The 22,900-nt window shown below is 71.6% G+C and carries 21 protein-coding genes; 9 read left to right on the top strand and 12 right to left on the bottom strand.

The window, feature by feature from the left end; genetic code table 11:
• Positions 1–15: 15 nt before the first annotated feature.
• Together gad and AC067A_RS20905 are read right to left on the bottom strand one after the other, a co-directional pair.
• Positions 16–1,428, bottom strand: a complete 1,413-nt coding sequence (gene gad / locus AC067A_RS20910; RefSeq protein ID WP_479243981.1) for a glutamate decarboxylase — start codon at positions 1,426–1,428, stop codon at positions 16–18.
• Between the two features lie 55 nt (positions 1,429–1,483).
• Entirely contained in the window at positions 1,484–2,773 is a 1,290-nt protein-coding gene (locus AC067A_RS20905) for an ion channel protein (RefSeq protein ID WP_479243980.1), read from the bottom strand.
• 126 nt (positions 2,774–2,899) lie between these two features.
• Here AC067A_RS20905 and AC067A_RS20900 point away from each other — a divergent pair, with 126 nt between their 5' ends.
• Positions 2,900–3,661: a MerR family transcriptional regulator gene (locus AC067A_RS20900; RefSeq protein ID WP_479243979.1), complete on the top strand. Its 762-nt coding sequence runs from the start codon at positions 2,900–2,902 to the stop codon at positions 3,659–3,661.
• A 223-nt stretch (positions 3,662–3,884) separates the two neighbouring features.
• Here the strand turns inward: AC067A_RS20900 and AC067A_RS20895 are convergent, their stop codons facing one another.
• Entirely contained in the window at positions 3,885–4,253 is a 369-nt protein-coding gene (locus AC067A_RS20895; RefSeq protein WP_479244142.1) for a YbjQ family protein, read from the bottom strand.
• 151 nt (positions 4,254–4,404) lie between these two features.
• On the opposite strand from AC067A_RS20895, the gene AC067A_RS20890 reads away from it, so the two are divergent.
• Positions 4,405–5,109, top strand: a complete 705-nt coding sequence (locus AC067A_RS20890; protein WP_479243978.1) for a DedA family protein — start codon at positions 4,405–4,407, stop codon at positions 5,107–5,109.
• 177 nt (positions 5,110–5,286) lie between these two features.
• Here the strand turns inward: AC067A_RS20890 and AC067A_RS20885 are convergent, their stop codons facing one another.
• Together AC067A_RS20885 and AC067A_RS20880 are read right to left on the bottom strand one after the other, a co-directional pair.
• Positions 5,287–6,948 (bottom strand): threonine/serine exporter family protein, encoded by a 1,662-nt coding sequence (locus AC067A_RS20885; protein WP_479243977.1) that lies wholly within the window; start codon positions 6,946–6,948, stop codon positions 5,287–5,289.
• Between the two features lie 117 nt (positions 6,949–7,065).
• Complete coding sequence (locus tag AC067A_RS20880; protein ID WP_015034462.1) at positions 7,066–7,557, bottom strand: inorganic diphosphatase; 492 nt, start codon at positions 7,555–7,557, stop codon at positions 7,066–7,068.
• Between the two features lie 103 nt (positions 7,558–7,660).
• Here AC067A_RS20880 and dacB point away from each other — a divergent pair, with 103 nt between their 5' ends.
• The 6 genes from dacB (at position 7,661) to folE (ending at position 14,992) form a co-directional block, all read left to right on the top strand.
• Positions 7,661–9,058, top strand: a complete 1,398-nt coding sequence (dacB, locus tag AC067A_RS20875) for a D-alanyl-D-alanine carboxypeptidase/D-alanyl-D-alanine endopeptidase (protein WP_479243976.1) — start codon at positions 7,661–7,663, stop codon at positions 9,056–9,058.
• A gap of 71 nt (positions 9,059–9,129) precedes the next feature.
• Entirely contained in the window at positions 9,130–10,269 is a 1,140-nt protein-coding gene (locus AC067A_RS20870) for a zinc-dependent metalloprotease (protein ID WP_479243975.1), read from the top strand.
• A gap of 207 nt (positions 10,270–10,476) precedes the next feature.
• On the top strand, positions 10,477–11,493 hold the full coding sequence (gene tilS, locus AC067A_RS20865) for a tRNA lysidine(34) synthetase TilS (RefSeq protein ID WP_479243974.1): 1,017 nt from the start codon (positions 10,477–10,479) through the stop codon (positions 11,491–11,493).
• Positions 11,494–11,534: 41 nt separating this feature from the next.
• Positions 11,535–12,074, top strand: coding sequence for a hypoxanthine phosphoribosyltransferase (gene hpt, locus AC067A_RS20860; protein WP_030219931.1), 540 nt, complete (start codon positions 11,535–11,537; stop codon positions 12,072–12,074).
• A 183-nt stretch (positions 12,075–12,257) separates the two neighbouring features.
• Positions 12,258–14,285, top strand: coding sequence for an ATP-dependent zinc metalloprotease FtsH (gene ftsH, locus AC067A_RS20855; RefSeq protein WP_479243973.1), 2,028 nt, complete (start codon positions 12,258–12,260; stop codon positions 14,283–14,285).
• Between the two features lie 101 nt (positions 14,286–14,386).
• Complete coding sequence (folE, locus tag AC067A_RS20850) at positions 14,387–14,992, top strand: GTP cyclohydrolase I FolE (protein ID WP_479243972.1); 606 nt, start codon at positions 14,387–14,389, stop codon at positions 14,990–14,992.
• A 584-nt stretch (positions 14,993–15,576) separates the two neighbouring features.
• Here folE and AC067A_RS20845 read toward each other — a convergent pair.
• From AC067A_RS20845 to AC067A_RS20820, 6 genes are all read right to left on the bottom strand, one after another.
• Entirely contained in the window at positions 15,577–16,056 is a 480-nt protein-coding gene (locus AC067A_RS20845) for a DUF3180 domain-containing protein (protein WP_479243971.1), read from the bottom strand.
• Positions 16,057–16,104: 48 nt separating this feature from the next.
• Positions 16,105–16,704, bottom strand: a complete 600-nt coding sequence (gene folK, locus AC067A_RS20840) for a 2-amino-4-hydroxy-6-hydroxymethyldihydropteridine diphosphokinase (RefSeq protein WP_479243970.1) — start codon at positions 16,702–16,704, stop codon at positions 16,105–16,107.
• Positions 16,701–17,060, bottom strand: a complete 360-nt coding sequence (gene folB, locus AC067A_RS20835; protein WP_017240053.1) for a dihydroneopterin aldolase — start codon at positions 17,058–17,060, stop codon at positions 16,701–16,703. The genes folK and folB overlap by 4 nt, the downstream gene beginning before the upstream one ends.
• Positions 17,061–17,181: 121 nt before the next feature.
• Positions 17,182–17,610 (bottom strand): nuclear transport factor 2 family protein, encoded by a 429-nt coding sequence (locus AC067A_RS20830; RefSeq protein ID WP_479244141.1) that lies wholly within the window; start codon positions 17,608–17,610, stop codon positions 17,182–17,184.
• Positions 17,611–17,713: 103 nt separating this feature from the next.
• Positions 17,714–18,574: a dihydropteroate synthase gene (gene folP / locus AC067A_RS20825; protein WP_479243969.1), complete on the bottom strand. Its 861-nt coding sequence runs from the start codon at positions 18,572–18,574 to the stop codon at positions 17,714–17,716.
• Positions 18,575–18,669: 95 nt separating this feature from the next.
• A complete protein-coding gene (locus AC067A_RS20820; protein ID WP_479243968.1) occupies positions 18,670–20,514 on the bottom strand; it encodes a phosphatidylglycerol lysyltransferase domain-containing protein in 1,845 nt (614 codons plus the stop codon).
• Positions 20,515–20,700: 186 nt separating this feature from the next.
• Between AC067A_RS20820 and AC067A_RS20815 the strand changes: the two genes are divergently transcribed.
• Positions 20,701–21,813, top strand: coding sequence for an alpha/beta hydrolase (locus AC067A_RS20815; protein WP_479243967.1), 1,113 nt, complete (start codon positions 20,701–20,703; stop codon positions 21,811–21,813).
• A gap of 3 nt (positions 21,814–21,816) precedes the next feature.
• On the opposite strand, the gene AC067A_RS20810 is transcribed toward AC067A_RS20815, so the two are convergent.
• Positions 21,817–22,803, bottom strand: coding sequence for an ABC transporter ATP-binding protein (locus AC067A_RS20810; RefSeq protein WP_479243966.1), 987 nt, complete (start codon positions 22,801–22,803; stop codon positions 21,817–21,819).
• Between the last annotated feature and the right edge of the window lie 97 nt (positions 22,804–22,900).

Below are 22,900 nucleotides of genomic sequence, written 5' to 3'. Positions count from 1 at the left end.
CGGCCCCGGGGCGGCTCAGTGGTGGAAGGAGGTCGCCGCTTCCGTGTCGGCGGTGAAGGGGCCCGACTGGCGGCGGAGTTCGGGCAGGAGTTGGTGCAGGTCCTGGATGAAGAGGTCGGCGAGGTCGGCGGAGAAGCCGTTGCGGCAGACCACGCGCAGGACGGAGAGGTCCTCCCGGTGGGCGGGGAAGGTGTAGGCGGGGACCAACCAGCCCTGTTCGCGCATCCGCCGCGAGACGTCGAAGACGTTGTAGGCGGTGACGTCGGGGGTGGTGGTGAAGGCGAAGACGGGCAGTTCGTTCCCGTGGGTGAGGAGGCGGAAGTCGCCCATCGCCTCGATCCGTTCGGCGAGGCCCCGGGCCACGTCCCGGGCGGTCTGCTGCACCGCCCGGTAGCCCTCCCTGCCGAGCCTGAGGAAGGTGTAGTACTGCGCGACCACCTGGGCGCCGGGGCGGGAGAAGTTGAGGGCGAAGGTGGGCATGTCGCCGCCCAGGTAGTTGACGCGGAAGACCAGCTCCTCGGGGAGTTCGGCGGGCGAGCGCCACAGCGCCCAGCCGACGCCCGGGTAGACCAGGCCGTACTTGTGGCCGGAGGTGTTGATCGAGGAGACGCGGGGGAGGCGGAAGTCCCAGACGAGGTCCTCGTCGAGGAAGGGGGCGACCATCGCGCCGGAGGCGCCGTCGACGTGGACGGGGACGTCGAGGCCGGTGCGTTCCTGGAGGGCGTCCAGGGCGGCGCAGATCTCGGCGACCGGCTCGTAGGAGCCGTCGAAGGTGGAGCCGAGGACGGCGACGACGCCGATGGTGTTCTCGTCGCAGAGCGCGGCGGCGGATTCGGCGTCGAGGTGGAAGCGGTCGCCCTCCATGGGGACGAGCCGGGCCTCGACCTCCCAGAAGTTGCAGAACTTCTCCCAGCAGACCTGGACGTTCACGCCCATGACCAGGTTGGGGCGGGCGCTGCCCGGGTAGCGGTCGGCGTTCCGCTTGGCCCAGCGGCGCTTGAGGGCGAGGCCCGCGAGCATGCAGGCCTCGCTGGAGCCGGTGGTGGAGCAGCCGACGGCGGTCGCCGGGTCCGGGGCGTTCCACAGGTCGGCGAGCATGGCGACGCAGCGGCGCTCCAGTTCGGCGGTGCGCGGGTACTCGTCCTTGTCGATCATGTTCTTGTCGCGGCACTCGGCCATGAGGACACCGGCCTGGGGCTCCATCCAGGTGGTGACGAAGGTGGCCAGGTTGAGCCGGGAGTTGCCGTCGAGCATCAGCTCGTCGTGGACGAGCTGGTAGGCGCTCATCGGCGGCAGCGGCCCGTCCGGCAGGCGGTGGTGCGGGGGAGCCTCGGTCATGCCGCCGACCGGGTTGGCCTCCCCGTAGAAGGGGTTGAGCGCGAGCCGGCGCTGGGGCGGGGAGGGGTGGGAACCTTGGTGGAGCGGCATGGGGGACTCCTTCTGTCCGGTGGGGCGGCCCGCCCGGTAGGGGCGGGGCGGGCGGTCAGTGCAGGGAGTTGCCCTGCTTGTCGAGTTCGAGCTGGGGACGGCCGGTGACGATCAGCCAGGCCGGGAGGGAGGCGAGGCAGAGCAGGGTGAGCATCGCGGCGGAGGGGGCGAGGATCGCGCCGGTGAAGAGGCTGATCCAGCCCTGCCGGGTGGTGGCGAGCAGGACGCCGAGGACGGCGGAGGCGACCGCGACCGCCGGGTGGATCTCGGGGACCAGGGCCTGGGCGAGCAGCCCGAAGGCGGCTCCGATGAAGACAGCGGGGAAGATCCGGCCGCCCCGGAAGCCGCAGGACGCGGCGACGACGAGGGCCAGGAGTTTGATGACGGCCAGCTTGGCGAGTTCGCCCGAGGACCAGCTGCCGATCGACGCGGTCAGCTCCTCGACCTCTTCCAGGCCCTTGAAGAGGGTCAGCTGCCCGCCGACGGCACCCAGGAGACCGAGCACGAGGCCGCCCAGGGGCAGCATCAGCATGGGGTGGCGCAGGCGCCCGAAGGCGGCGTGGAGGTAGGGGAAGAGGTAGCAGCAGCCGAGGCCGAAGACGGCCGCCGCGGAGGCGACGACCAGGGCGGCGAGCAGGTCGCCGTAGCCGGGGTCGGTCAGCGGCGGCAGGCCCATGTCGAAGCTGGGGCCCACCAGCAGCTGGGTGGTCATCGAGCCGGTGCCGGCGGCGACCAGCGGGGCGAAGAGCCGGTCCCACAGGGAGCCCGGGCCGGGCCGGCCCGCCAGGGCCTCGGACAGGACGAGGGCGGCCGCCACGGGGGTCCCGAAGAGGGCTCCGACGGTGGCGGCCGAGGCGAGGGCGACCCAGGCCGCGGCCGGGACCGCCGGGGCGATCCGGTGGCCGAGCCAGTAGATGAGGGCGATGTTGCTCGCGATGATCGGGTTCTCGGGGCCGAGGCTGACGCCGCCGGCGAGCACGAGGACGCTGGCGAGGAGCAGTCCCGGCACGATGCCGACGGGGAGCGGCGCTCCACCGAGGCCCATGGAGGCCGGGTCCGGCCCGGCGTGCCCGGGCACCTTCCAGACCACGAGCCCCACGGCGATGCCGGTGGCCGTGAGCATGCAGATGATCCAGAGGGAGGAGTAGTGGCCGATGCCGAGGGCGTCCGGCAGGTTGTCCCAGAGGACGCCTTCGAGTTGCTCCGCGAGGGTGCTGACCCCCAGGAACAGCAGGCTCGCCAGCAGCCCGACCAGGAGTGCGGGCAGTACCTGGGGCAGCAGGATCCGCAGCGGGGTCTCGGCGGCGTCGGGCGTCGGCGCGGGCGGAGCGTGATCGGTGGCCACCGACCCACCATAAGTGAGCAAAAGCCGCATAACATCCCGAGATTCGGGCCGGAGGGGACTTGCACCTCACGTCGCGTCAGGTCCGAGGCTGTTCCGCGTACCGACAGAGAAAGGGGAGGGAAGCCGATGGACCACTCCGTGGGACGGGTCTCCGGCCTCGCCGGGGTCACGGTGCGCACCCTGCACCACTACGACGCGATCGGGCTGCTCTCACCGAGCGGCCGCAGCGCGGCGGGGCACCGCCGCTACGACGACGCGGACCTCGACCGGCTCCAGCAGATCCTGTTCTACCGGGAGCTCGGCTTCCCCCTCGAAGAGGTCGCCGTCCTCCTCGACGACCCGCACGCCGACCCGCAGGAGCACCTGCGACGCCAGCACACGCTGCTGACCGAGCGGATCGGCGAGCTCCAGAGGATGGCGGCGGCCGTCGAGCACGCCATGGAGGCGAAGAAGATGGGCATCAACCTCACCCCCGAGGAGAAGTTCGAGGTATTCGGGGACAAGGACCCCGAGCGCTACGCCGAGGAGTCCGCCCGCCGCTGGGGCGGCACCCACTCGCACCGGCTGGCCCAGGAACGCGCCGCCTCGTACGACAAGGAGGACTGGCAGCGCATGAAGGGCGAGGTGGACGCGTGGGGCGCCGCCTACCGGGCCCTGCTGGACGAGGGCCACGAGCCCACCTCCGAGGAGGCGATGGACCTCGCCGAGGCCCACCGCCGCCACATCACCACCTGGTTCTTCGAGTGCCACCCGAAGACCCACGAGGGGCTCGCCGAGATGTACGTCGCCGACGAGCACTTCCACGCCTTCTACGAGTCCCTCGCCCCGGGCCTCCCCGAGCACCTCCTCGCGGCCGTCCGGGCGAACGCGGCCCGCCACACCACCTGACCCCCGCAGGCGCCGGCCACCCGTCGGGCCCGGCCGGCGCCGACCGCGAGCGCCCACGGCACCCGGACGGCGCCGGCCCAGCTCGGACGCCTGGGCACGCCCGGACGCCTGGGCACGCCCGGACGCCTGGGCACGCCCGGACGCCTGGGCATGCTCGGACGCCCGGGCACGGCCGAACGCCCGGGCACGGCCGGACGCCCGGGCACGCCCGGCGCCCCGTGTGTCAGGCGCGTTCCGCGATCACCACCGCGGTGCCGTACGCGCAGACCTCGGTTCCGACGTCCGCCGCCTCCGTCACATCGAAGCGGAACATCAGCACGGCGTTCGCGCCGCGCGCCCGGGCCTGCTCCACCAGGCGTTCCATCGCCTGGTTGCGGGTCTCCACGAGGGTCTTCGTCAGACCCTTCAGCTCCCCGCCGATCATCGACTTCAGCCCCGCACCGATCTGGCTGCCCAGATGACGCGAGCGCACGGTGAGTCCGAAGACCTCACCGATGACCTGCCTGACCTCGTATCCCGGCACGTCGTTCGTGGTGACGACCAGCACGTCGGGCTGCGGCCCCTGGCCGCCGCCGTACTCCTCGATGCCCATCGGCATGCACCTCCTGACCCCCCACCCTCAGGCGCCGGGGCCCGGTCCGCATCCCGTGGGAGCCGGGTGGAACCGGGGGCGTTCGGTCGGCGTTGATAGCTTGGGGCCAGCCGTCCCCCAAGCCCCCACCGACCGCAGGAGCCCGGAACCCGTGAACACGCTTGCCCTCGGACCGAGCTGGCTGGACCCGGACTATCTGATTCAGACCTTTGGTCTGATCGGTGTCCTGGTGATCGTCTTCGCCGAGTCCGGTCTCCTCATCGGGTTCTTCCTGCCCGGCGACTCGCTCCTCTTCACCACCGGCCTCCTCGTCACCACCGGCAAGCTGGACACGCCGCTGTGGCTGGTGTGCACCCTGGTGGTGGCCGCCGCCGTCGTCGGCGACCAGGTCGGCTACCTCTTCGGCCGGAAGGTCGGCCCGTCCCTCTTCAAGCGGCCCGACTCCAAGCTCTTCAAGCAGGAGAACGTCGAGAAGGCGCACGCGTTCTTCGAGAAGCACGGCCCGAAGTCGCTGATCCTGGCCCGCTTCGTCCCCATCGTGCGGACGTTCACGCCGATCATCGCCGGTGTCAGCCGGATGAACTACCGCTCGTTCATCACGTTCAACATCATCGGCGGCGTGCTGTGGGGCGCCGGCGTGACCCTGCTCGGCGCCTCCCTCGGCAAGGTCGAGTTCGTCCACCGGCACATCGAGATGATCCTCGTCGGCATCGTCCTGATCTCCGTGATCCCGGTCGCCATCGAGCTCCTCCGCGCCCGCTCCCAGTCGAAGAAGGCCGAGGCCGCCGACGACCACGACGCCCCGGGCACCCCGAACCCCGGGTCGCCCCGCGGCGGCCGCCACGCCAAGCGCTAACCGGAACGCCCGAGCCCGCACCCGACCCGCGGGCCCACCGACCCGCGGGCCCACCGGCCCGAAACCCCGAAGCCCGCGGGACCGAAATCCGAAGCCCGCGGACCCGAAACCCGAAGCCCGCGGACCCGAAACCCCGAAGCCCGCGGGCCCACCGGCTCCCAAGCCCGCGGGCCCGGGCTAGAAGCCTCGGGTCCGCTTCGCCGCCCGGCGCGCCGACGCCGCGCTGGGCGCCTGCATGAAGAGCCGGGCCAGCTCGCTTCCGAGGTTCACCCCGATCGCGATCGCCAGGGCCAGGGCCGCCGCCTTCGCCAGCGAGGCGAAGCCCTGGTCCAGGTTGTTCTGGGCTATGGCGAGCACCCCGAAATACGTCGCGGAACCCGGCAGCAGCGGGCCGATCGCCGCCGTCACGTACGGCAGCGACGAGGTGTGGTGGTAGCGGGCGATCAGCTGGCCGAAGAGCCCGACCAGGCCCGCCGCCACCGCCGTCGCCATCACCGTCGAGGCCTGCGCGGTCACCGCGATGGACGCGTAGATCACCCAGGCGACCCCGCCGTTCAGCGTCGCGAACAGCACCGTCGACCGCGACTGCTGCAACAGGATCGCGAAGGTCGCGCAGAGCACCATCGACGCCAGGATCTGCGTCACCGGCCGCTCCACCGGCCGCAGCACCCCCTCCGGATTCAGCTGCGCGTCGAACTGCACGGCGACGTACAGCACCGACAGCACGCCCACCACGATCGCGACGAAGAAGTACGCGACCTCCAGGAGCCGGGCCGAGGCCGTGATGTAGAAACCGGTCAGACCGTCCTGCACGGCCGCCACCAGCGCCCGGCCCGGAATCAGCGCGAACAGACCACCGGTGATCACCGCCGACGGCCGCAGGTCCGCGTGCAGCAGCGTCAGGAGCACCCCCATCGCCGCCGGCGGCATCGCCGCCACCAGGAACTGGTAGAACTCCGGCAGCCCCCGCCCCGCGCACAGCCACGCCAGACGGTCACCGAGCACCGCGCCCAGCGCCGCCACCAGGAACACCGTCGCCCCGCCGCCGAGCAGCACCGAGGCCGCGCCGGCGAGGACGCCGGCCGCCGCCGTCAGCACCCATCCCGGATACGGATGCCGGTTGCGCCGTATCTCCGCGAGCCGCCGGTACGCCTCCTCCGGCGACACCTCGTGCGCCCGCGCGTTGATGTCCGAGAGCAGCTGGTACACCGCCGCGAGCCGGGTGTAGTCCGTCCCCCGGCGCCGTACCGTCCGGTTCGCCGTGATCGGGTCGTCCACGAGCGACGGCTGGTACGTGACGGACAACAGGGTGAACGTCACCGTCGGCTCCACCCGGTCGAGACCGTACGAGCGGCAGATGGCGAACATCGCCGCCTCGACGTCCTCGGCGCCCTCACCGCCCGCGAGCAGCAGCTCGCCGATACGCAGGGTCAGGTCGAGCACACGCGGCACCGACGGCCCCGACTCGTCCTCCTTGCGGGACGCCTCCGGCACCGGCCGCTCGTGCACCGGCAGCCGCAGCATGGTCCGCATCCGGTCCTGCCACGGCGCGTCCTGCGAGATCCGCACCAGGGGGACCCCGTACGCCGGAGTGAACACGGCCGGCGAGGTCTTCGACGAGTACGTCGCCGGCGGCGCGAACGCCGAACCCTCCTGCTCCGGCGGCGGCTCCGGCGTCAGACCGGCGGGCAGCGCGAACTCGGAGGTCGGATGCTCCTCCTCGGGCGGTGCGGGCTGCTCCACCCCGGCCGGCGGCACGAACGCGCTGCGCGCCTCGTCCGACGGGGGCTTCCGGTCCTCCGGAGCCTCCTCCTCGGGGCCCTCCGGCTCCGCCACCACTCTCTCCGCCTCATCCCCAGGGAATCGTGGATTCCAGTATGAAGGTGCGACGGACGTGCGAAAGGCGGTACACCCGGGAGAGGTGCACCGCCTTCACACGATCACGACAGCACGGGCTCAGTGGCCGCCCTGCTCCTTGGCGCGCGCGTAGGACTTCTCGATCTCCGCCTCGGCCTCGGCGCGGCCGACCCAGTCGGCGCCCTCGACGGACTTGCCGGGCTCCAGGTCCTTGTAGACCTCGAAGAAGTGCTGGATCTCCAGGCGGTCGAACTCGGCCACGTGGTGGATGTCGCGCAGGTGCTCCATGCGCGGGTCCGTCGCCGGGACGCACAGCAGCTTGTCGTCGCCGCCGGCCTCGTCCGTCATGCGGAACATGCCGATGGCGCGGCACTTGATCAGGCAGCCCGGGAAGGTGGGCTCGTCGAGGATGACGAGCGCGTCCAGCGGGTCGCCGTCCTCACCCAGGGTGTTCTCGACGTAGCCGTAGTCGGTCGGGTAGGCCGTCGACGTGAAGAGACGACGGTCCAGACGGATGCGACCGGTCTCGTGGTCGACCTCGTACTTGTTCCGCGATCCCTTGGGGATCTCGATGAGAACGTCGAACTCCACGGGTGGCTCCTCCTGAATCAACACAAGTGAATGCTCGCGACGGCGCGCGGTGATTAAGTGTCCCTCACGCACGTGTGTGATCGCGAAAGGGGCTGGTCAGCAGATGCCGCAGCCGAGAACGTGGCAGCTCACGGCGGGCTCCGCAGCCCTCGGACTCGCCCTGGCGGCCGCAGCGGTGACCGCGGCCGGACCATGGGACGGAGGTCAGCGTACGGCCGAACGGGCCCGCGCCGCCGCCCCCGAGGCGGGTGGCACGCGTCACGCCCCCGCCCCCGCGCCCCCCGCACCCCGCCGCCCCGCCCCCGCGCCCAGCGCCCCCGGCGTCCTCACCGCCCTGCACGCCCCCGCGCCCGCCGGGCGCCCCGCCGACCTCGCCGCCGTCCTCGTCCCGCTCCTCGGCGACCCCGGCCTCGGCCCCCTCCGCACCGCCTCCGTCGTCGACACGGCCACCGGCCGGCAGCTGTACGGCGAAGGCACCGGCACCCCGATGACCCCCGCCTCCACCGTCAAGATCGCCACCGTCGCGGCCGCGCTCTCCGCCCTCGGCACCGACCACCGCATCGCCACCACCGTCACCGCCACCCCCGACGGCCGCACCGTCACCCTCACCGGCGGCGGCGACCCCACCCTCGACCCGGCCCGCCTGGCCGCCCTCGCCACCGACACCGCCCGCGCCCTCACACGACGCGGCCACACCTCCGTACGCCTCACGTACGACACGCACCTCTACCAAGGCCCCCAGCTCCACCCCATCGGCCCCAACGAGAACATCGCCCCCGTCGTCGCCCTCATGACCGACGAGGGCCGCCTCGACGACAGCCGCAGCGGCCCCGCACCCCGCACCGCCGACCCCGCCGGCGACACCGCCAGGGCCTTCGCCGGCCTCCTCGCCCGGGCCGGCGTCCAGGTCACCGGCGACCCCGCCCCCGGCCGCACCCCGAAGGCCGAACCCCTCGCCCGCACCCACTCCGCGCCCCTCGCCGACCTCGCCGAGCGCACCCTGACCCACAGCGACAACGACCTCGCCGAGGCCCTCGCCCGGCAGACCGCCCTCGCCCACGAACGCCCCGCCAGCTTCCAGGGCGCCGAGCGGGCCGTACGCGACGAGATCGCCCGCCTCGGCCTGCCCGTCGCCGGAGCCCGCTTCGCCGACGGCAGCGGACTCGACCGCCGCGACCGGGTCTCCGCCGCCCTCCTCACCGGCCTCCTCACCCGCGCGGCCGACCCCGCCCGCCCCGCCCTGCGCCCCCTCCTCACCGGCCTCCCCGTCGGCGGCTTCACCGGCACCCTCGCCGGCCGCTACGACCCGGGCTCCCCGGGCGCCGGCCTCGTCCGCGCCAAGACCGGCACCCTCACCGGCGTCAACACGCTCGCCGGCACCGTCGTCACCCCCGACGGCCGCCTCCTCGCCTTCGCCTTCCTCGCCGGCCGCACCCCCTCCCCGTACGAGGCCCAGCCCGCCCTCGACCGGCTCTCCGCCGCCCTGGCCGAAGCCGGCTGACACCGACCCGGACCACCACCGACCCGCACCGAACCGACACCGATCCGGCGCCGAGACCGTACGGTTGACGCATGACGAGCATCGGTGGCGCAGGCACATCCGGGATGGTCGACTGGAACCTCGCGGTCGCGACCGCGACCCGCCTCGTGCGGCCCGGACCCGAAGTCAGCCGCGACGAGGCCCGCGAGGTCGTCGCCGAACTCCGCAGGCACGCCAAGGCGTCAGAGGAACACGTCCGCGCCTTCACGCGGATGATCCCCGAAGGCACCGAACCCCACGACACACCCGTCCTCGTCGTCGACCGCGCCGGCTGGATCAAGGCCAACGTCGCCGGCTTCCGCGAACTCCTCACCCCGCTCCTCGACAAGATGCAGGACCGCCGCGCCGGCACCCCGGGCGGCGCCGTCCTCGGCGCCTTCGGCGGCAAGATCACCGGCGTCGAGCTCGGCATGCTCCTGTCCTTCCTGGCCTCCCGCATCCTCGGCCAGTACGAGACCTTCGCCCCCACCACCCGCGACCTCCCGGGAAGCAGCGAAGGCGGCGGACGCCTCCTCCTCGTCGCACCCAACATCGTCCACGTCGAACGCGAGCTCGACGTCACCCCGCACGACTTCCGGCTCTGGGTCTGCCTCCACGAGGAGACCCACCGCACCCAGTTCACCGCCGTCCCCTGGCTCCGCGACCACCTCCGGGGCGAAATCCAGTCGTTCCTCAGCGCCACCGACGTCGACCCCGGCACCGTCGTCGAACGCCTCCGCGAAGCCGCCCAGACCCTCGCCGGCGGCCGCCCCGAAGGCGAGGAGGGCGAGCCCTCCCCCTCCCTCGTCGAACTCGTCCAGACCCCCGAACAGCGCGAGATCCTCGGCCGCCTCACCGCCGTCATGTCCCTCCTCGAAGGCCACGCCGACTACGTCATGGACGGTGTCGGACCCCAGGTCGTGCCCTCCGTCGCCGAGATCCGCGAGAAGTTCAAGGAGCGCCGCGCCCGCGGCGCCTCCCGCCTCGACCTCGCCCTGCGCAAACTCCTCGGCCTCGACGCCAAGCTCCGCCAGTACCGCGACGGCGAGCGCTTCGTCCGCGCCGTCGTCGACCAGGTCGGCATGGACGGCTTCAACCGCGTGTGGACCTCCCCCAACACGCTCCCCACCAAGGCGGAGATCGCCGCCCCCGCCGACTGGATCGCGAGGGTGCACCGTAAGGCAGACTCGTGAGACCGGTGCGTCAGACGGCATAGGAACACGTGAGAACACCCCGCCAATCACCCATCCGAGGGACCCTGGGTAGGGGGTGAGGCGTGCAATGCTCGGGTAACGGCCGGGTTTCTGTCACCATCGACGCACTCTGAGTGACCGAACCCCCCTTTCCGACCGTTAAGACTCCGACCGAGGCACCCCACCCCATCACGAAGGGCACCGGACATGGGTCCCCATCCTGCGGTCGCGGCGATACGCCTGGCGGTCCGCCGCGTACTCCACGACGTTCTCACCGAGCACCAGACCGACCCCACCACACCCGACGCGCACCCACCCCTCGTGCTCGTCGCCTGCTCCGGAGGCGCCGACTCCATGGCGCTCGCCTCCGCCCTCGCCTTCGAGGCCCGCAAGCTTCCCGTGCGCGCCGGCGGCATCACCGTCGACCACGGCCTCCAGGACGGCTCCGACCACCGGGCCACCGAGGTCGCCGGACGCATGGCCGCGCTCGGCCTCACCCCCTCCGAGGCCGTCTCCGTCACCGTCGGCCGCGAAGGAGGCCCCGAGGCCGCCGCCCGCGACGCCCGGTACGCGGCGCTCGACGCCGCCGCCGAGCGCCACGGAGCCGCCGCGATCCTCCTCGGCCACACCCGCGACGACCAAGCGGAAACCGTCCTGCTCGGGCTCGCCCGCGGCTCCGGCATCCGCTCGCTCTCCGGCATGGCCGCGATCTCCGGCACCTCCGGCCGCTACCGGCGCCCCTTCCTCCAGCTCGACCGCCAGACCGTCCGCAAGGCCTGCGTCGCACAGGAACTCGCCGTCTGGGACGACCCCCACAACAGCGACCCCGCCTACACCCGCTCCCGGCTCCGCCACGAAGGCCTCCCCGCCCTCGAAAAGGCCCTCGGCAAAGGCGTCGTCGAAGCCCTCGCCCGAACGGCCCAGCTCTCCCGCGACGACGCCGACGCCCTCGACACCTGGGCCGCCGACGCCGAGACCGCCGTACGCGACGAGGCGGGCGCCCTCGAATGCGCCAAGCTCTTCGGGCTGCCCCCCGCCGTACGCCGCCGCGTCCTGCGCCGCGCCGTCATCGCGGAGGGCGCCCCCGCCGGCTCCCTCTTCGCCCGGCACATCGAGGAAGTCGACCGGCTCATCACCGGATGGCGCGGCCAGGGAGCCATCAACCTGCCCGGACGCGTCGAAGCCCGCCGCCAGGGTGGCAGACTGGTCATCCGGCAAGGCTGACGCACGCTGCAACGAAAGTGACCCGGGTGAACGAGAAGGACATGGGCACCGACCTCCAGTCGGTGCTCATCACCAAGGAAGAGATCGACGCCAAGCTGGCAGAGCTGGCCGCGAAGATCGACGCGGAATACGCGGGCAAGGACCTGCTCATCGTCGGTGTCCTCAAGGGCGCCGTGATGGTGATGGCGGATCTGGCTCGCGCCCTTTCCACCCCCGTCACCATGGACTGGATGGCCGTCTCCTCCTACGGCGCCGGCACCCAGTCCTCCGGCGTCGTCAGGATCCTCAAGGACCTCGACACCGACATCAAGGGCAAGCACGTCCTGATCGTCGAGGACATCATCGACTCCGGCCTGACCCTGTCCTGGCTCCTGTCGAACCTCGGCTCGCGCGAGCCCGCCTCCCTCGAGGTGTGCACCCTGCTGCGCAAGCCCGAGGCCGCCAAGGTCGCCATCGACGTCAAGTGGATCGGCTTCGACATCCCCAACGAGTTCGTCGTCGGCTACGGCCTCGACTACGCCGAGAAGTACCGGAACCTTCCGTTCGTCGGCACGCTCGCCCCGCACGTCTACGGCGGCTGACCGCTCCGCGGACGATCCCGCCGTTCGGGGAACCCGCACCGCCTTCCCTCCGTTGAACCACGGGAAGGCGGTCGCGGGCGACGATGCTGAGGTACCGTCCGAAGAACAGCTTTTTCACACAGCAGCACTCACAGCAGCATTTTCCTACGGGCAGGAGGGACGGGGCGTACTCGCTCCGTATGGATGGACGTGAAGCGATACTTCCGTGGGCCGGTCATGTGGATCGTGCTGGCCGTCCTCGCCGTGGTCGTGCTGATGCAGGTCGTCGGCTCGTCCGAGGGCTACAAGACGGTGGACACCGGCAAGGTCGTCCAGGCGATCGACAAGAACCAGGTCAAGCAGGCAAAGGTCACCACCGGCGACGAGCAGATCATCAAGATCGAGCTCATCGACGGCCAGAAGATCGACAAGAGCAGCAAGGTCCAGGCCAGCTACATCGGCAGCCAGGGCGTGGACGTCGCCGACAAGCTCCAGGAGAAGTTCGAAGCCGGGCAGATCGAGAAGGGCTACACCGTCTCCCCGACGAAGCAGTCGCCCTTCGTCTCGATCCTGCTCTCGCTCCTCCCCTTCGTCCTCATCGTGGTCGTCTTCCTCTTCCTGATGAACCAGATGCAGGGCGGCGGCTCCCGCGTCATGCAGTTCGGCAAGTCCAAGGCCAAGCTCATCACCAAGGACACGCCGAAGACCACCTTCGCCGACGTCGCAGGCTCGGACGAGGCCGTCGAGGAACTCCACGAGATCAAGGAATTCCTCCAGGAGCCCGCGAAGTTCCAGGCCGTCGGCGCCAAGATCCCCAAGGGCGTCCTGCTCTACGGCCCGCCCGGAACCGGCAAGACGCTCCTCGCGCGCGCCGTCGCCGGCGAGGCCGGCGTGCCGTTCTACTCGATCTCCGGCTCCGACTTCGTCGAGATGTTCGTCGGCGTCGGCGCCAGCCGCGTCCGCGACCTCTTCGAACAGGCCAAGGCCAACGCGCCCGCCATCGTCTTCGTCGACGAGATCGACGCCGTCGGACGCCACCGCGGCGCCGGCCTCGGCGGCGGCCACGACGAGCGCGAACAGACCCTCAACCAGCTCCTCGTCGAGATGGACGGCTTCGACGTCAAGGGCGGTGTCATCCTCATCGCGGCGACGAACCGCCCCGACATCCTCGACCCCGCCCTCCTGCGCCCCGGCCGCTTCGACCGGCAGATCGCCGTCGACCGCCCGGACATGCAGGGCCGCCTGGAGATCCTCAAGGTCCACCAGAAGGGCAAGCCGGTCGCCCCGGACGTCGACCTCGGCGCCGTCGCCCGACGCACCCCCGGCTTCACCGGTGCCGACCTCTCCAACGTCCTCAACGAGGCGGCGCTCCTCACCGCCCGCAGCGACCAGAAGCTGATCGACAACAAGGCTCTGGACGAGGCGATCGACCGTGTGGTCGCGGGCCCGCAGAAGCGGACCCGGATCATGTCGGACAAGGAGAAGAAGATCACCGCGTACCACGAGGGCGGCCACGCCCTGGTCGCGGCGGCCTCGCCGAACTCCGACCCCGTCCACAAGATCACCATCCTGTCCCGCGGCCGCGCCCTGGGCTACACGATGGTCCTCCCGGACGAGGACAAGTACTCGACCACCCGCAACGAGATGCTCGACCAGCTCGCCTACATGCTGGGCGGCCGCGCGGCCGAGGAGCTCGTCTTCCACGACCCGACCACGGGCGCGGCGAACGACATCGAGAAGGCCACCGCCACGGCCCGCGCGATGGTCACCCAGTACGGCATGACCGAGCGGCTCGGCGCCATCAAGTTCGGCGGCGATAACACGGAGCCGTTCCTCGGCCGCGAGATGGCGCACCAGCGCGACTACTCGGAAGAGGTCGCGGCGCTGGTCGACGAAGAGGTCAAGAAGCTCATCGAGACCGCGCACAACGAGGCCTGGGAGATCCTCGTCGAGAACCGCGACCTCCTCGACAACCTGGTCCTCGCGCTCCTCGAGAAGGAGACGCTGGGCAAGGAGGAGATCGCCGAGATCTTCGCCCCCATCGTCAAGCGCCCGGCCCGCCCGGCCTGGACCGGCTCCTCCCGCCGCACGCCCTCCACGCGTCCGCCGGTGCTCTCCCCCAAGGAGCTCGCCCTGACGAACAGCGCCAACGGCACGGCGAACGGCTCGGCCACCCCCGTGGACACGACCAAGGGCATCGACATCGCCCCGGTCGACACCCCCGAGGACTGACCGCCCGGCCACCCCGGAATGGATGCCACGCCCCCACAGGTTCTAGCCTGTGGGGGCGTGGCCACTTCGCGCACACACAGTCAGACGGAACGAGGCACAGGATGACCGACCCGGTGACGCTGGACGGCGAGGGCACGATCGGCGAGTTCGACGAGAAGCGCGCCGAGAACGCCGTACGAGAGCTCCTCATCGCGGTCGGCGAGGACCCGGACCGCGAGGGTTTGCAGCAGACCCCTGCACGCGTTGCACGCGCGTACAGGGAATTGCTGGCGGGGATGCGGCAAGCGCCAGAAGACGTCCTGACCACGACTTTTGACCTGGGTCACGACGAAATGGTCCTGGTGAAGGACATCGAGCTCGTATCGTTCTGCGAACATCATCTGCTCCCGTTCCATGGTGTGGCGCATGTGGGCTACATCCCGGCGGAGAGCGGCAAGATCACGGGGCTCTCGAAGCTGGCCCGTCTGGTCGACGTCTTCGCGCGGCGGCCGCAGGTCCAGGAGCGGCTGACCACGCAGATCGCCGATTCGCTGATGAAGATCCTCGAGGCCCGAGGTGCGATCGTCGTGATCGAGGCCGAGCACATGTGCATGTCCCTGCGCGGCATCCGCAAGCCGGGAGCGAAGACGACGACCTCGGCGGTCCGTGGGCAACTTCGTGACGCCACCACGCGTGCCGAGGCCATGTCCCTGATACTGGCCCGCTAGTAGCGGACCGTCCGGCTTGCTCCATAGCGTCCTTGATCAGCGGAGTTCATCGCTGATCAAGGGGGCGCCATGGGGTACGGGCCGACCAGCAAGATGCTGGTCGACCTGGTGGGCGGCTGCGCGCAGGCCAAGAACGTGGTTCCGGGCAGCGTCCTGTGGACGCTGGACGGCCTGCACAGGCCTGTCGGCCCGCCTGGAGGCGATGACCCGGCCGTCGGGCTGTCTGAAGCGGGACCTGCCCGGCTTCCGCGTGCGGGTGGTCTCTTCCGTACCTCTCCGATGCGCTGCGGCGCCACGTCGGCGGGGACGCCCACCACATGAGGCAACGCTTCCCCAGGGTGGTCCTACGGGACATCGAGACCTTCGAAACCCCACCTTTCTGGTGAACGGGCACCTCGCGCGCGAGCCCTGGTAGGGAGCTAGGGCCTGTCTGACGATTCCCGTCGGGTCCGGACCGCCCGGCACGCACGCTCGCCGCACGGCCGAAACGCCCAAGTAGCTCCGCTACGAGGGCGCCCCGGCCGCACGCCGATCGCACGCACCGAACGCCCCAGCCTGATCCGACGGGAATTGTCAGACAGGCCCTAGGCCGCCGGGGCCTGGTTCTTGTCGTCGTCCTCCGGGAGCTTGCAGACGCGTTCGAGGAAGAGGGCGGCGGTGATGACGGCGATGCCGGCGGCGACGGCGAGGGCGGCGTAGAGGGCCTGGTCGCGGCGGGCGGGGACGTCGAGGGAGCCGAGGAGGAAGACGCCCGTGCCGCCGTACATGCCGGCGACGAGGGCGGCGACGAGGGCGCTGGCCTGGCCGAAGACGACGGCGCGGGCGGCCATGAGGGGTTCGACGCCCTTGGCGCCGGGGCGCCGCTCGCGCTGGGCCTTGAGGCGGGCGCGGATCGAGAGGGCCGTCGCGGTGAGGATGACGGCGATCACGGCGAGGACGATGGGCGCGGCGATCGGCACGCTGGGGAGGGTGCCGACCGAGTCCCAGAGCCGGGCGGCACCCCAGGAGAGGATTCCGGCCACGAGGAACAGTCCGGTGAGCACCTTGAGCCTCAGTTGTTTCACCGGGTGTCCTTCACGTGGTCGCGGGTCGGTCTGCCACGAGCCTAACGACTACTCGGGCAGACGGAGTTCCAGATCGACACGGGGAGTGACGCCGGCGCTGCCGACGGCGGTGAGGAGGTCGGCCACCGGGCCGTGGCCGGGGAGCTGGGCCTCGGGGTCGACGTCGTGCCAGGGGGCGAGGACGAAGGCGCGCTGGTGGGCTCGCGGGTGCGGGAGGGTGAGGACGGGGTCCTCGGAGACGACGTCGGCGTACGCGATGATGTCGACGTCGAGGGTGCGGGCGCCCCAGCGCTCCTCGCGGACCCGGTGGAAGGCCTCTTCGACGGCGTGGGCGCGCTCCAGGAGCGAGGAGGGCGGGAGGGTGGTCCGTACGAGTGCCACGGCGTTGAGGTACGAGGGCTGGCTGCCGGGCTCGACGCCCCAGGGCTCCGTCTCGTAGACGGGGGAGACGGCCTTGACCCGGAGGCCGGGGGTGTCCGCGAGGGCGTCGACGGCCCCTTGGAGGGTCTCCAGGCGGTTGCCGAGGTTGGCGCCGAAGGCGAGGACGGCCCAGCGGGGGTTGGAGAGGGTGGTGTCGGCGGCGTCGACGGTGGCGACGACGGAGGCCGGTACGGGCTGGACGGTGGGGTCGCTCTGCGTCGGCTTCATCGTCGGCTCCGGGTGATCGTGATGGTGACGTCGTCGAAGGGCACGGTGATGGGGGCGTCCGGCTTGTGGACGACGACTTCCACCTCCTGGACCCCGGCGTGGCTGAGGCATTGCTGGGCGATGCGCTCGGCGAGGGTTTCGATGAGGTCGACGGGTTCGCCCTGGACGACGTCGACGACCTCTTCGGCGACGATGCCGTAGTGCACGGTCTTCGCCAGGTCGTCGTCGGCCGCCGCGGGGCGGGTGTCCAGGCCGAGGACCAGGTCCACGATGAAGGTCTGGCCCTCCTCGCGCTCCTTGGGGAAGACGCCGTGGTGGCCTCGGGCCTTGAGGCCGCGCAGCGCGACACGATCCACGCGAATCACTCCTGCTGTCGTAGTTCGGGTGGCCACGCAACCGGGTGCGGACGGCCGGGTGTCCACTCTCGAATCTACCTGCGGGGACCGACAGCGCTTGCCCTCGGGGGCGGTGGGCGGGTCAGGCGGGGGGTTCGGTGCCGTCCACGCCGGGGCCTTCGGGGGTGTCGGAGCCGTCGGCGTCGTCGTCCGTGAGGACGGGGGAGGCGTGGTGTGACCAGAGTTTCCAGCCGTCGGGTGTGCGGCGGAACACGTTGGTGGCGACCACGAGCTGGCCGACGAGGGGGCCGAGCTCGGCGCCGTCCTCGGCGGGGCCGCCGCTGAGGATGTTCTCGGTGCAGGTGACGACCGCGGTGTCGTCGGCCAGGGAGATCTCCAGGTCGGTGAGGAAGAACTGGATGTACTCGGTGTTCGCCATGATCAGCGCGTACGAGCGGAGCACCTCGCCGCGGCCGGTGAGGACGGGCCAGCCGGGGTGGACGCAGGTGATGGGGGTGGTGCCGTCGTTGAGCCAGAGGGCGGAGACGCCTTCGAAGTCGCCGGTTTCCATCGCCTCGTAGAAGGCGGTGTTGGCGGCTTCCACGGCTGCCTCGTCGGTGGTGCGGTCTGTGCGGCTCACGCGGCTCCCTCGTCGGTGGTGCGGTCTGTGCGGCTCACGCGGCTCCCTCGATGGCTCGGGCGACCCGGACGGCGTCGGCGGTGGCCCTGACCTCGTGGACGCGGACGGCCCACGCGCCCGCGTGGGCGGCGAGGGCGGAGACGGCGGCGGTGGCGGCGTCGCGTTCGCGGGCGGGTGGTGGTGTGGAGCCTTCGCGGGTGAGGACGTGGCCGAGGAAGCGTTTGCGGGAGGCGGCGACGAGGAGGGGGCGGCCGAGGGCGTGGAGCTCGGGGAGGTGGGCGACGAGGGCCAGGTCGTGGGGGGCGAGTTTGGCGAAGCCGAGGCCGGGGTCGACGACGATGCGCTCGGGGTCGATGCCGCCGGTGACGACGGCGTCCAGGCGGGTGCGGAGTTCGCCGAGGACTTCGCCGACGACGTCGTCGTACACGGCGAGGCTGTTCATGTCCTGGCTGAAACCGCGCCAGTGCATGACGACGAAGGGGACCTCGGCGGCGGCGACCGCGGGGACCATCTCGGGGTCGGCGAGGCCGCCGCTGACGTCGTTGACGAGGGTCGCGCCGGCTTCGACCGCGCGGGCGGCGACGTGGGCGCGCATGGTGTCGACGGAGACGGTGACGCCTTCGGCGGCGAGGCCGCGGACGACGGGGACGACGCGGCGGAGTTCTTCCTCCTCGTCGACGCGGGTGGCGCCGGGGCGGGTGGACTCGCCGCCGACGTCGACGAGGTCGGCGCCTTGGGCGGCGAGGTCGAGGCCGTGTTTGACGGCGGCCGTGGTGTCGAACCAGCGGCCGCCGTCGGAGAAGGAGTCGGGGGTCACGTTGACCACGCCCATGACCGCGCAGCGGTCCCACTCCGGCAGGCCTCGGGCGGTGCCCCGGTGGATCGTCGTACTCATGTGTCCAGCGTAGGGCCCAGGGGTGAGATCAGGCCGCGCGGAGCCTTCGGCGGGGCTTGCGCGGAGTTCTGGCCCGGGGTGTGTGCGGTCCGGGGTCAGGCTGCGCGGATCTCGCGTTCGGCGGGGGCGGTGAGGGTGTGGGCGCAGGGCCGGGGGGCGGGTGCGGGGCGGCGGCGGGTGAAGGGGCGGGGCAGGGTGAGGGTGACGAAGCCTTCGGCCTGCATGGCGGCGAAGCCGATGCGGGGGAGGTCGCGGCTGGTCCGGTAGACGACGAAGCGGGGTTCCCAGCGTGGCCGGAATTTGGCGTTGAACTTGTACAGCGATTCGATCTGGAACCAGCGGGAGAGGAAGACGAGCAGTCCGCGCCAGACGCGCAGGACGGGGCCCGCGCCGATCTTCTCGCCTCGGGCCAGGGCGGCGCGGAACATGGCGAAGTTGAGGGAGACGCGTTCGATGCCGAGACCGGGGGAGGCCTGGAGGGCGGCGACGATGAGGAGTTCGTTCATGCCGGGGTCGGCGGAGCGGTCGCGGCGCATGAGTTCGAGCGACATGCCGTCGGGGCCCCAGGGGACGAAGTGGATGACGGCTTTGAGGTCGCCGTAGGGGGATTCGGGGTCGCCGGCGTCGTCGTGTTTGTGGGCGGTCGCTATGACGGCGTCGCCGTCGCCGGGGGCGCCGATGCGGCCGAGGGCCATGGAGAAGCCGCGTTCCGTGTCGGTGCCGCGCCAGTCGGCGGCGGCGCGGCGGACGCGGGCGAGTTCGGTGTCGTCGAGGTCGCGGACGCGGCGGACCTGGGTGGTGTAGCCGTTGCGTTCGATGCGTTTGACCATTTGGCGGACGTTGCGCATGGGGCGGCCGGAGAGGGAGAAGTCGGCGACGTCGACGACGGCCTCGTCGCCGAGTTCGAGGGCGTCGAGGCCGGTTTCGCGGGTCCAGACCTGGCCGCCGGTTTCGGAGCAGCCCATGACGGCGGGGGTCCAGGAGTGGGCTTTGGCCTCGTCCATGAACCGTTCGATGGCGCCGGGCCAGGCTTCGACGTCGCCGATGGGGTCGCCGCTGGCGAGCATGACGCCGGAGACGACGCGGTAGCAGACGGCGGCTTTGCCGCTGGGGGAGAAGACGACGCCCTTGTCGCGGCGGAGTGCGAAGTGGCCGAGGGAGTCGCGGCCGCCGTGCTGGTCGAGGAGGGCGCGGAGCCGGGTCTCGTCCTCGTCGGTGAGGCGGGCGGCGGGGTGCTCGGGGCGGAAGGCGAGGTAGATGGTGGTGAGGGCGGTGAGCATGCCGAGGGCGCCGAGGGAGTAGCCGACGGTCCAGTCGACGCCGTTGGTGTAGCCGACGGGGCCTTCGACGCCGAGGAGTCCGTACAGGACGTGTTCGAGGCGGTCGGCGAGGCTGGGGTCGCCGATGACGCGGCGGGGGTGGGCGCTGACGATGACGAGGCCGAGGGCGATGGATCCGGCGCCCATGACGACGAAGTTGGCGAGGGCGCGCCAGCGGCTGCGGGGGTCGGGGAGGGCGGCGAACTCGTTGCGGTGGCGCAGCAGGAGGCCGAGGAGTGCGAGGGAGAGCAGGGCGCCGAGGACGGAGTGGCGCCAGACGAACTGGGCGAGGCCGCCGAGGGGGAGCAGGACGACGGCGGCGCGCCAGGCGCGGCGCTTGTGGCGCTTGAGGCCGTGGGCGAGGAGCAGGAGGAGGACGCCGGCGCTGAGGGAGAGGGCGGCGGAGAGGGGGCCGAGGGTGCCGGGGAGGACTTCGGCGATGGCGTGCATGCGGCTGGCGCGGAAGCGGGGGAAGACCCCGGCGGCGATGTCGATGAGGCCGATCAGGGTGCAGGCCGTGCCGACGAGTGCCGGAACCTTCTCGGGTCGGGGGCCGCGGAGAATCCGGCGTACCCGAACCGGAACCGTTCCGGATTTATCCCCATCTACCGTGACAGACATGGCTTCCCGTGCTTCCCGTGGTTCCTGTGGTCCCGCGAGGGGTCCTGCGAGGGTTCTCGACTCCGTCCGGGCCCTGCCGCGCGTTCGGGCGGGCCGTTCCGGCTGGTGCGCCTTCTAGGACGGAGCCGTGCGAGGTCGGGTTCATCGGTTCACAGGAAATTCTCGGAAAGAAGGCTCGGGCGTCTCATGGGTCTCACCAGCGACAAGGTCCTCTGGTCGGCAGTGGTGCTGGCCGTGGTGCTGTTCGCGGCCACGGTGCTGCTGTGGCCGCGGCTCGCGCGGGGCGGGTGGCGGAGCGTCGTGGGCCGGGTGGGGCTGCTCCTGGTGACGCAGCTGGCGTTGTTCGCGGCCGTGGGTCTGGCGGCGAACCGGTCGTTCCTCTTCTACGGTTCCTGGGCGGACCTGTTCGGCCAGGAGCAGGACATGGGGGTGGTCGTCGACCACGCGGCGGGCTCGAAGGACCTGCGGGTGGTGGGCACGCAGGCGCTCGACGTGCCGGGCGGCGGCCGTCCCGCGGTCGGCGGGCAGATACAGAAGGTCGTCGTGGCGGGGGACCGGTCGGGGATCGTCTCGCCGGCGTACGTGTACCTGCCCCCGGAGTACTTCCAGGAGCGGTACGCGCGGCGGACGTTCCCGGCGGCGGTGGTGCTCACGGGGTACCCGGGCACGGCGGAGAACCTGATCAAAGGGCTGAAGTACCCGCGGACGGCGTACCTCCAGGCGAAGGAGGGGCGGATGCAGCCGATGATCCTGGTGATGCTGCGTCCGACGGTGGCGCCGCCGCGGGACACGGAGTGCGTGGACGTGCCCGGCGGACCGAAGGCGGAGACGTTCTTCGCGGAGGACCTGCCGAGGGCGGTCTCGGAGGCGTACCGGGTGGGGGCCGAGCCCCGGAACTGGGGCTTCATGGGGAACTCGACCGGGGGCTACTGCGCCCTGAAGATCGCGATGCGTCATCCGGACCGGTTCGCGGCGGGGGCGGGGTTCTCGGCGTACTACCGGGCGGCGGAGGACGTGACCACGGGCGACCTCTTCCACGGTGACGAGCGGCTGCGCCGGCGGTCGGACCTGCTGTGGAGTCTGGACCACCTGCCGCAGGGGCGGTCGTCGTTCCTGGTGACGACGTCGAAGCGGGGCGAGGACAACCTGAAGGCGACGCGGGAGTTCGTCCGGAAGGTGAAGAGCCCGGCGACGGTCTCCTCGATCACGCTGGAGAGCGGCGGCCACAACTTCAACACGTGGAACAGGGAGATCCCGCCGGGGCTCGTGTGGATGGGCGCGAAGCTCCGCGCGAACTGACGCTCACTCCGGCGTGGCCCGGCGCAGGGCGCGGTGGACGCCGGCCGGGGTGAGGACGCCGAGCGGCCGCCCGTCGGCGCCGGTGACCGCGAGGCGGCCGGTGTCGTGCTGGAGGAGTACGGCCAGGGCGTCCTTGAGGGAGGTGCCGAGGGGTACGTGGATGCCGTCCTCGTATTCCTCGGGGCCTCCGACGTACCCTTCGGGGCTTCCCTTCCAGATGTCGAGGTCGGCCTCGGTGACGGGGGTGACGGCGAGCCGCTTGAGGCCGCGGTCGCTGCCGACGAAGTCCGCGACGTACGGGGTGGCGGGGGAGCCGAGGACGGTGGCGGGGGTGTCGAACTGCTCGATGCGGCCCTGCCCGTAGACGGCCATGCGGTCGCCCATGCGGACGGCCTCCTCGATGTCGTGGGTGACGAGGAGGACGGTCTTGCGGACGGTGGCCTGGAGGGTGAGGAACTCGTTCTGGAGGCGCTCGCGGACGACGGGGTCGACGGCGCCGAAGGGCTCGTCCATGAGGAGGACGGGCGGGTCGGCGGCGAGGGCGCGGGCGACGCCCACCCGCTGGCGCTGTCCGCCGGAGAGCTGGGCGGGGTAGCGGGAGCCGTAGGTGGCCGGGTCGAGGCCGACGAGGTCGAGGAGTTCGGCGGCACGCGCGCGTGCGGCGGCCTTCTTCCAGCCGAGGAGGGCGGGGACGGTCGCCGTGTTGTCGAGGACGGTGCGGTGGGGGAAGAGGCCGACCTGCTGGATGACGTAGCCGATCTTGCGGCGCAGGGCGACGGGGTCGACGCCGGCGACGTCCTCGCCGTCGACCAGGACGCGGCCCGAGGTGGGCTCGACGAGCCGGTTCACCATCATCATCGTGGTCGTCTTGCCGCAGCCGGACGGCCCGACCAGGGTGACGAGTTCGCCCTCGGCGACCTCGAAGGAGAGGTCGTCGACGGCCGTGGTGCCGTCGGCGTACCGCTTGGTCACGTGCTCGAACCGGATCATGGTTCCCCATTCTGGCCCCTGGGCGCAGGGGGTGTGTGAAGGGCGTGTTGCCGCATTGTGGCGGGTTCCGGTGATTGTCGGTGGCGGGGGTTAGGGT

Source organism: Streptomyces sp. NPDC043176 (assembly GCF_056436715.1).
This window is presented reverse-complemented; position numbering and strand designations above follow the sequence as displayed.

Excerpts from the sequence above, each read along its gene's own strand:
- AC067A_RS20870 (WP_479243975.1), top strand. The coding sequence starts at position 9,130 with ATGACGAGCATCGGTGGCGCAGGCACATCCGGGATGGTCGACTGGAAC.
- dacB (WP_479243976.1), top strand. The coding sequence starts at position 7,661 with ATGCCGCAGCCGAGAACGTGGCAGCTCACGGCGGGCTCCGCAGCCCTC.
- folK (WP_479243970.1), bottom strand. The coding sequence starts at position 16,704 with ATGAAGCCGACGCAGAGCGACCCCACCGTCCAGCCCGTACCGGCCTCC.
- AC067A_RS20830 (WP_479244141.1), bottom strand. The coding sequence starts at position 17,610 with ATGGAAACCGGCGACTTCGAAGGCGTCTCCGCCCTCTGGCTCAACGAC.
- folP (WP_479243969.1), bottom strand. The coding sequence starts at position 18,574 with ATGAGTACGACGATCCACCGGGGCACCGCCCGAGGCCTGCCGGAGTGG.
- tilS (WP_479243974.1), top strand. The coding sequence starts at position 10,477 with ATGGGTCCCCATCCTGCGGTCGCGGCGATACGCCTGGCGGTCCGCCGC.
- folE (WP_479243972.1), top strand. The coding sequence starts at position 14,387 with ATGACCGACCCGGTGACGCTGGACGGCGAGGGCACGATCGGCGAGTTC.
- AC067A_RS20820 (WP_479243968.1), bottom strand. The coding sequence starts at position 20,514 with ATGTCTGTCACGGTAGATGGGGATAAATCCGGAACGGTTCCGGTTCGG.
- AC067A_RS20895 (WP_479244142.1), bottom strand. The coding sequence starts at position 4,253 with ATGGGCATCGAGGAGTACGGCGGCGGCCAGGGGCCGCAGCCCGACGTG.
- AC067A_RS20900 (WP_479243979.1), top strand. The coding sequence starts at position 2,900 with ATGGACCACTCCGTGGGACGGGTCTCCGGCCTCGCCGGGGTCACGGTG.
- ftsH (WP_479243973.1), top strand. The coding sequence starts at position 12,258 with ATGGACGTGAAGCGATACTTCCGTGGGCCGGTCATGTGGATCGTGCTG.
- AC067A_RS20810 (WP_479243966.1), bottom strand. The coding sequence starts at position 22,803 with ATGATCCGGTTCGAGCACGTGACCAAGCGGTACGCCGACGGCACCACG.
- hpt (WP_030219931.1), top strand. The coding sequence starts at position 11,535 with ATGGGCACCGACCTCCAGTCGGTGCTCATCACCAAGGAAGAGATCGAC.
- gad (WP_479243981.1), bottom strand. The coding sequence starts at position 1,428 with ATGCCGCTCCACCAAGGTTCCCACCCCTCCCCGCCCCAGCGCCGGCTC.
- AC067A_RS20815 (WP_479243967.1), top strand. The coding sequence starts at position 20,701 with ATGGGTCTCACCAGCGACAAGGTCCTCTGGTCGGCAGTGGTGCTGGCC.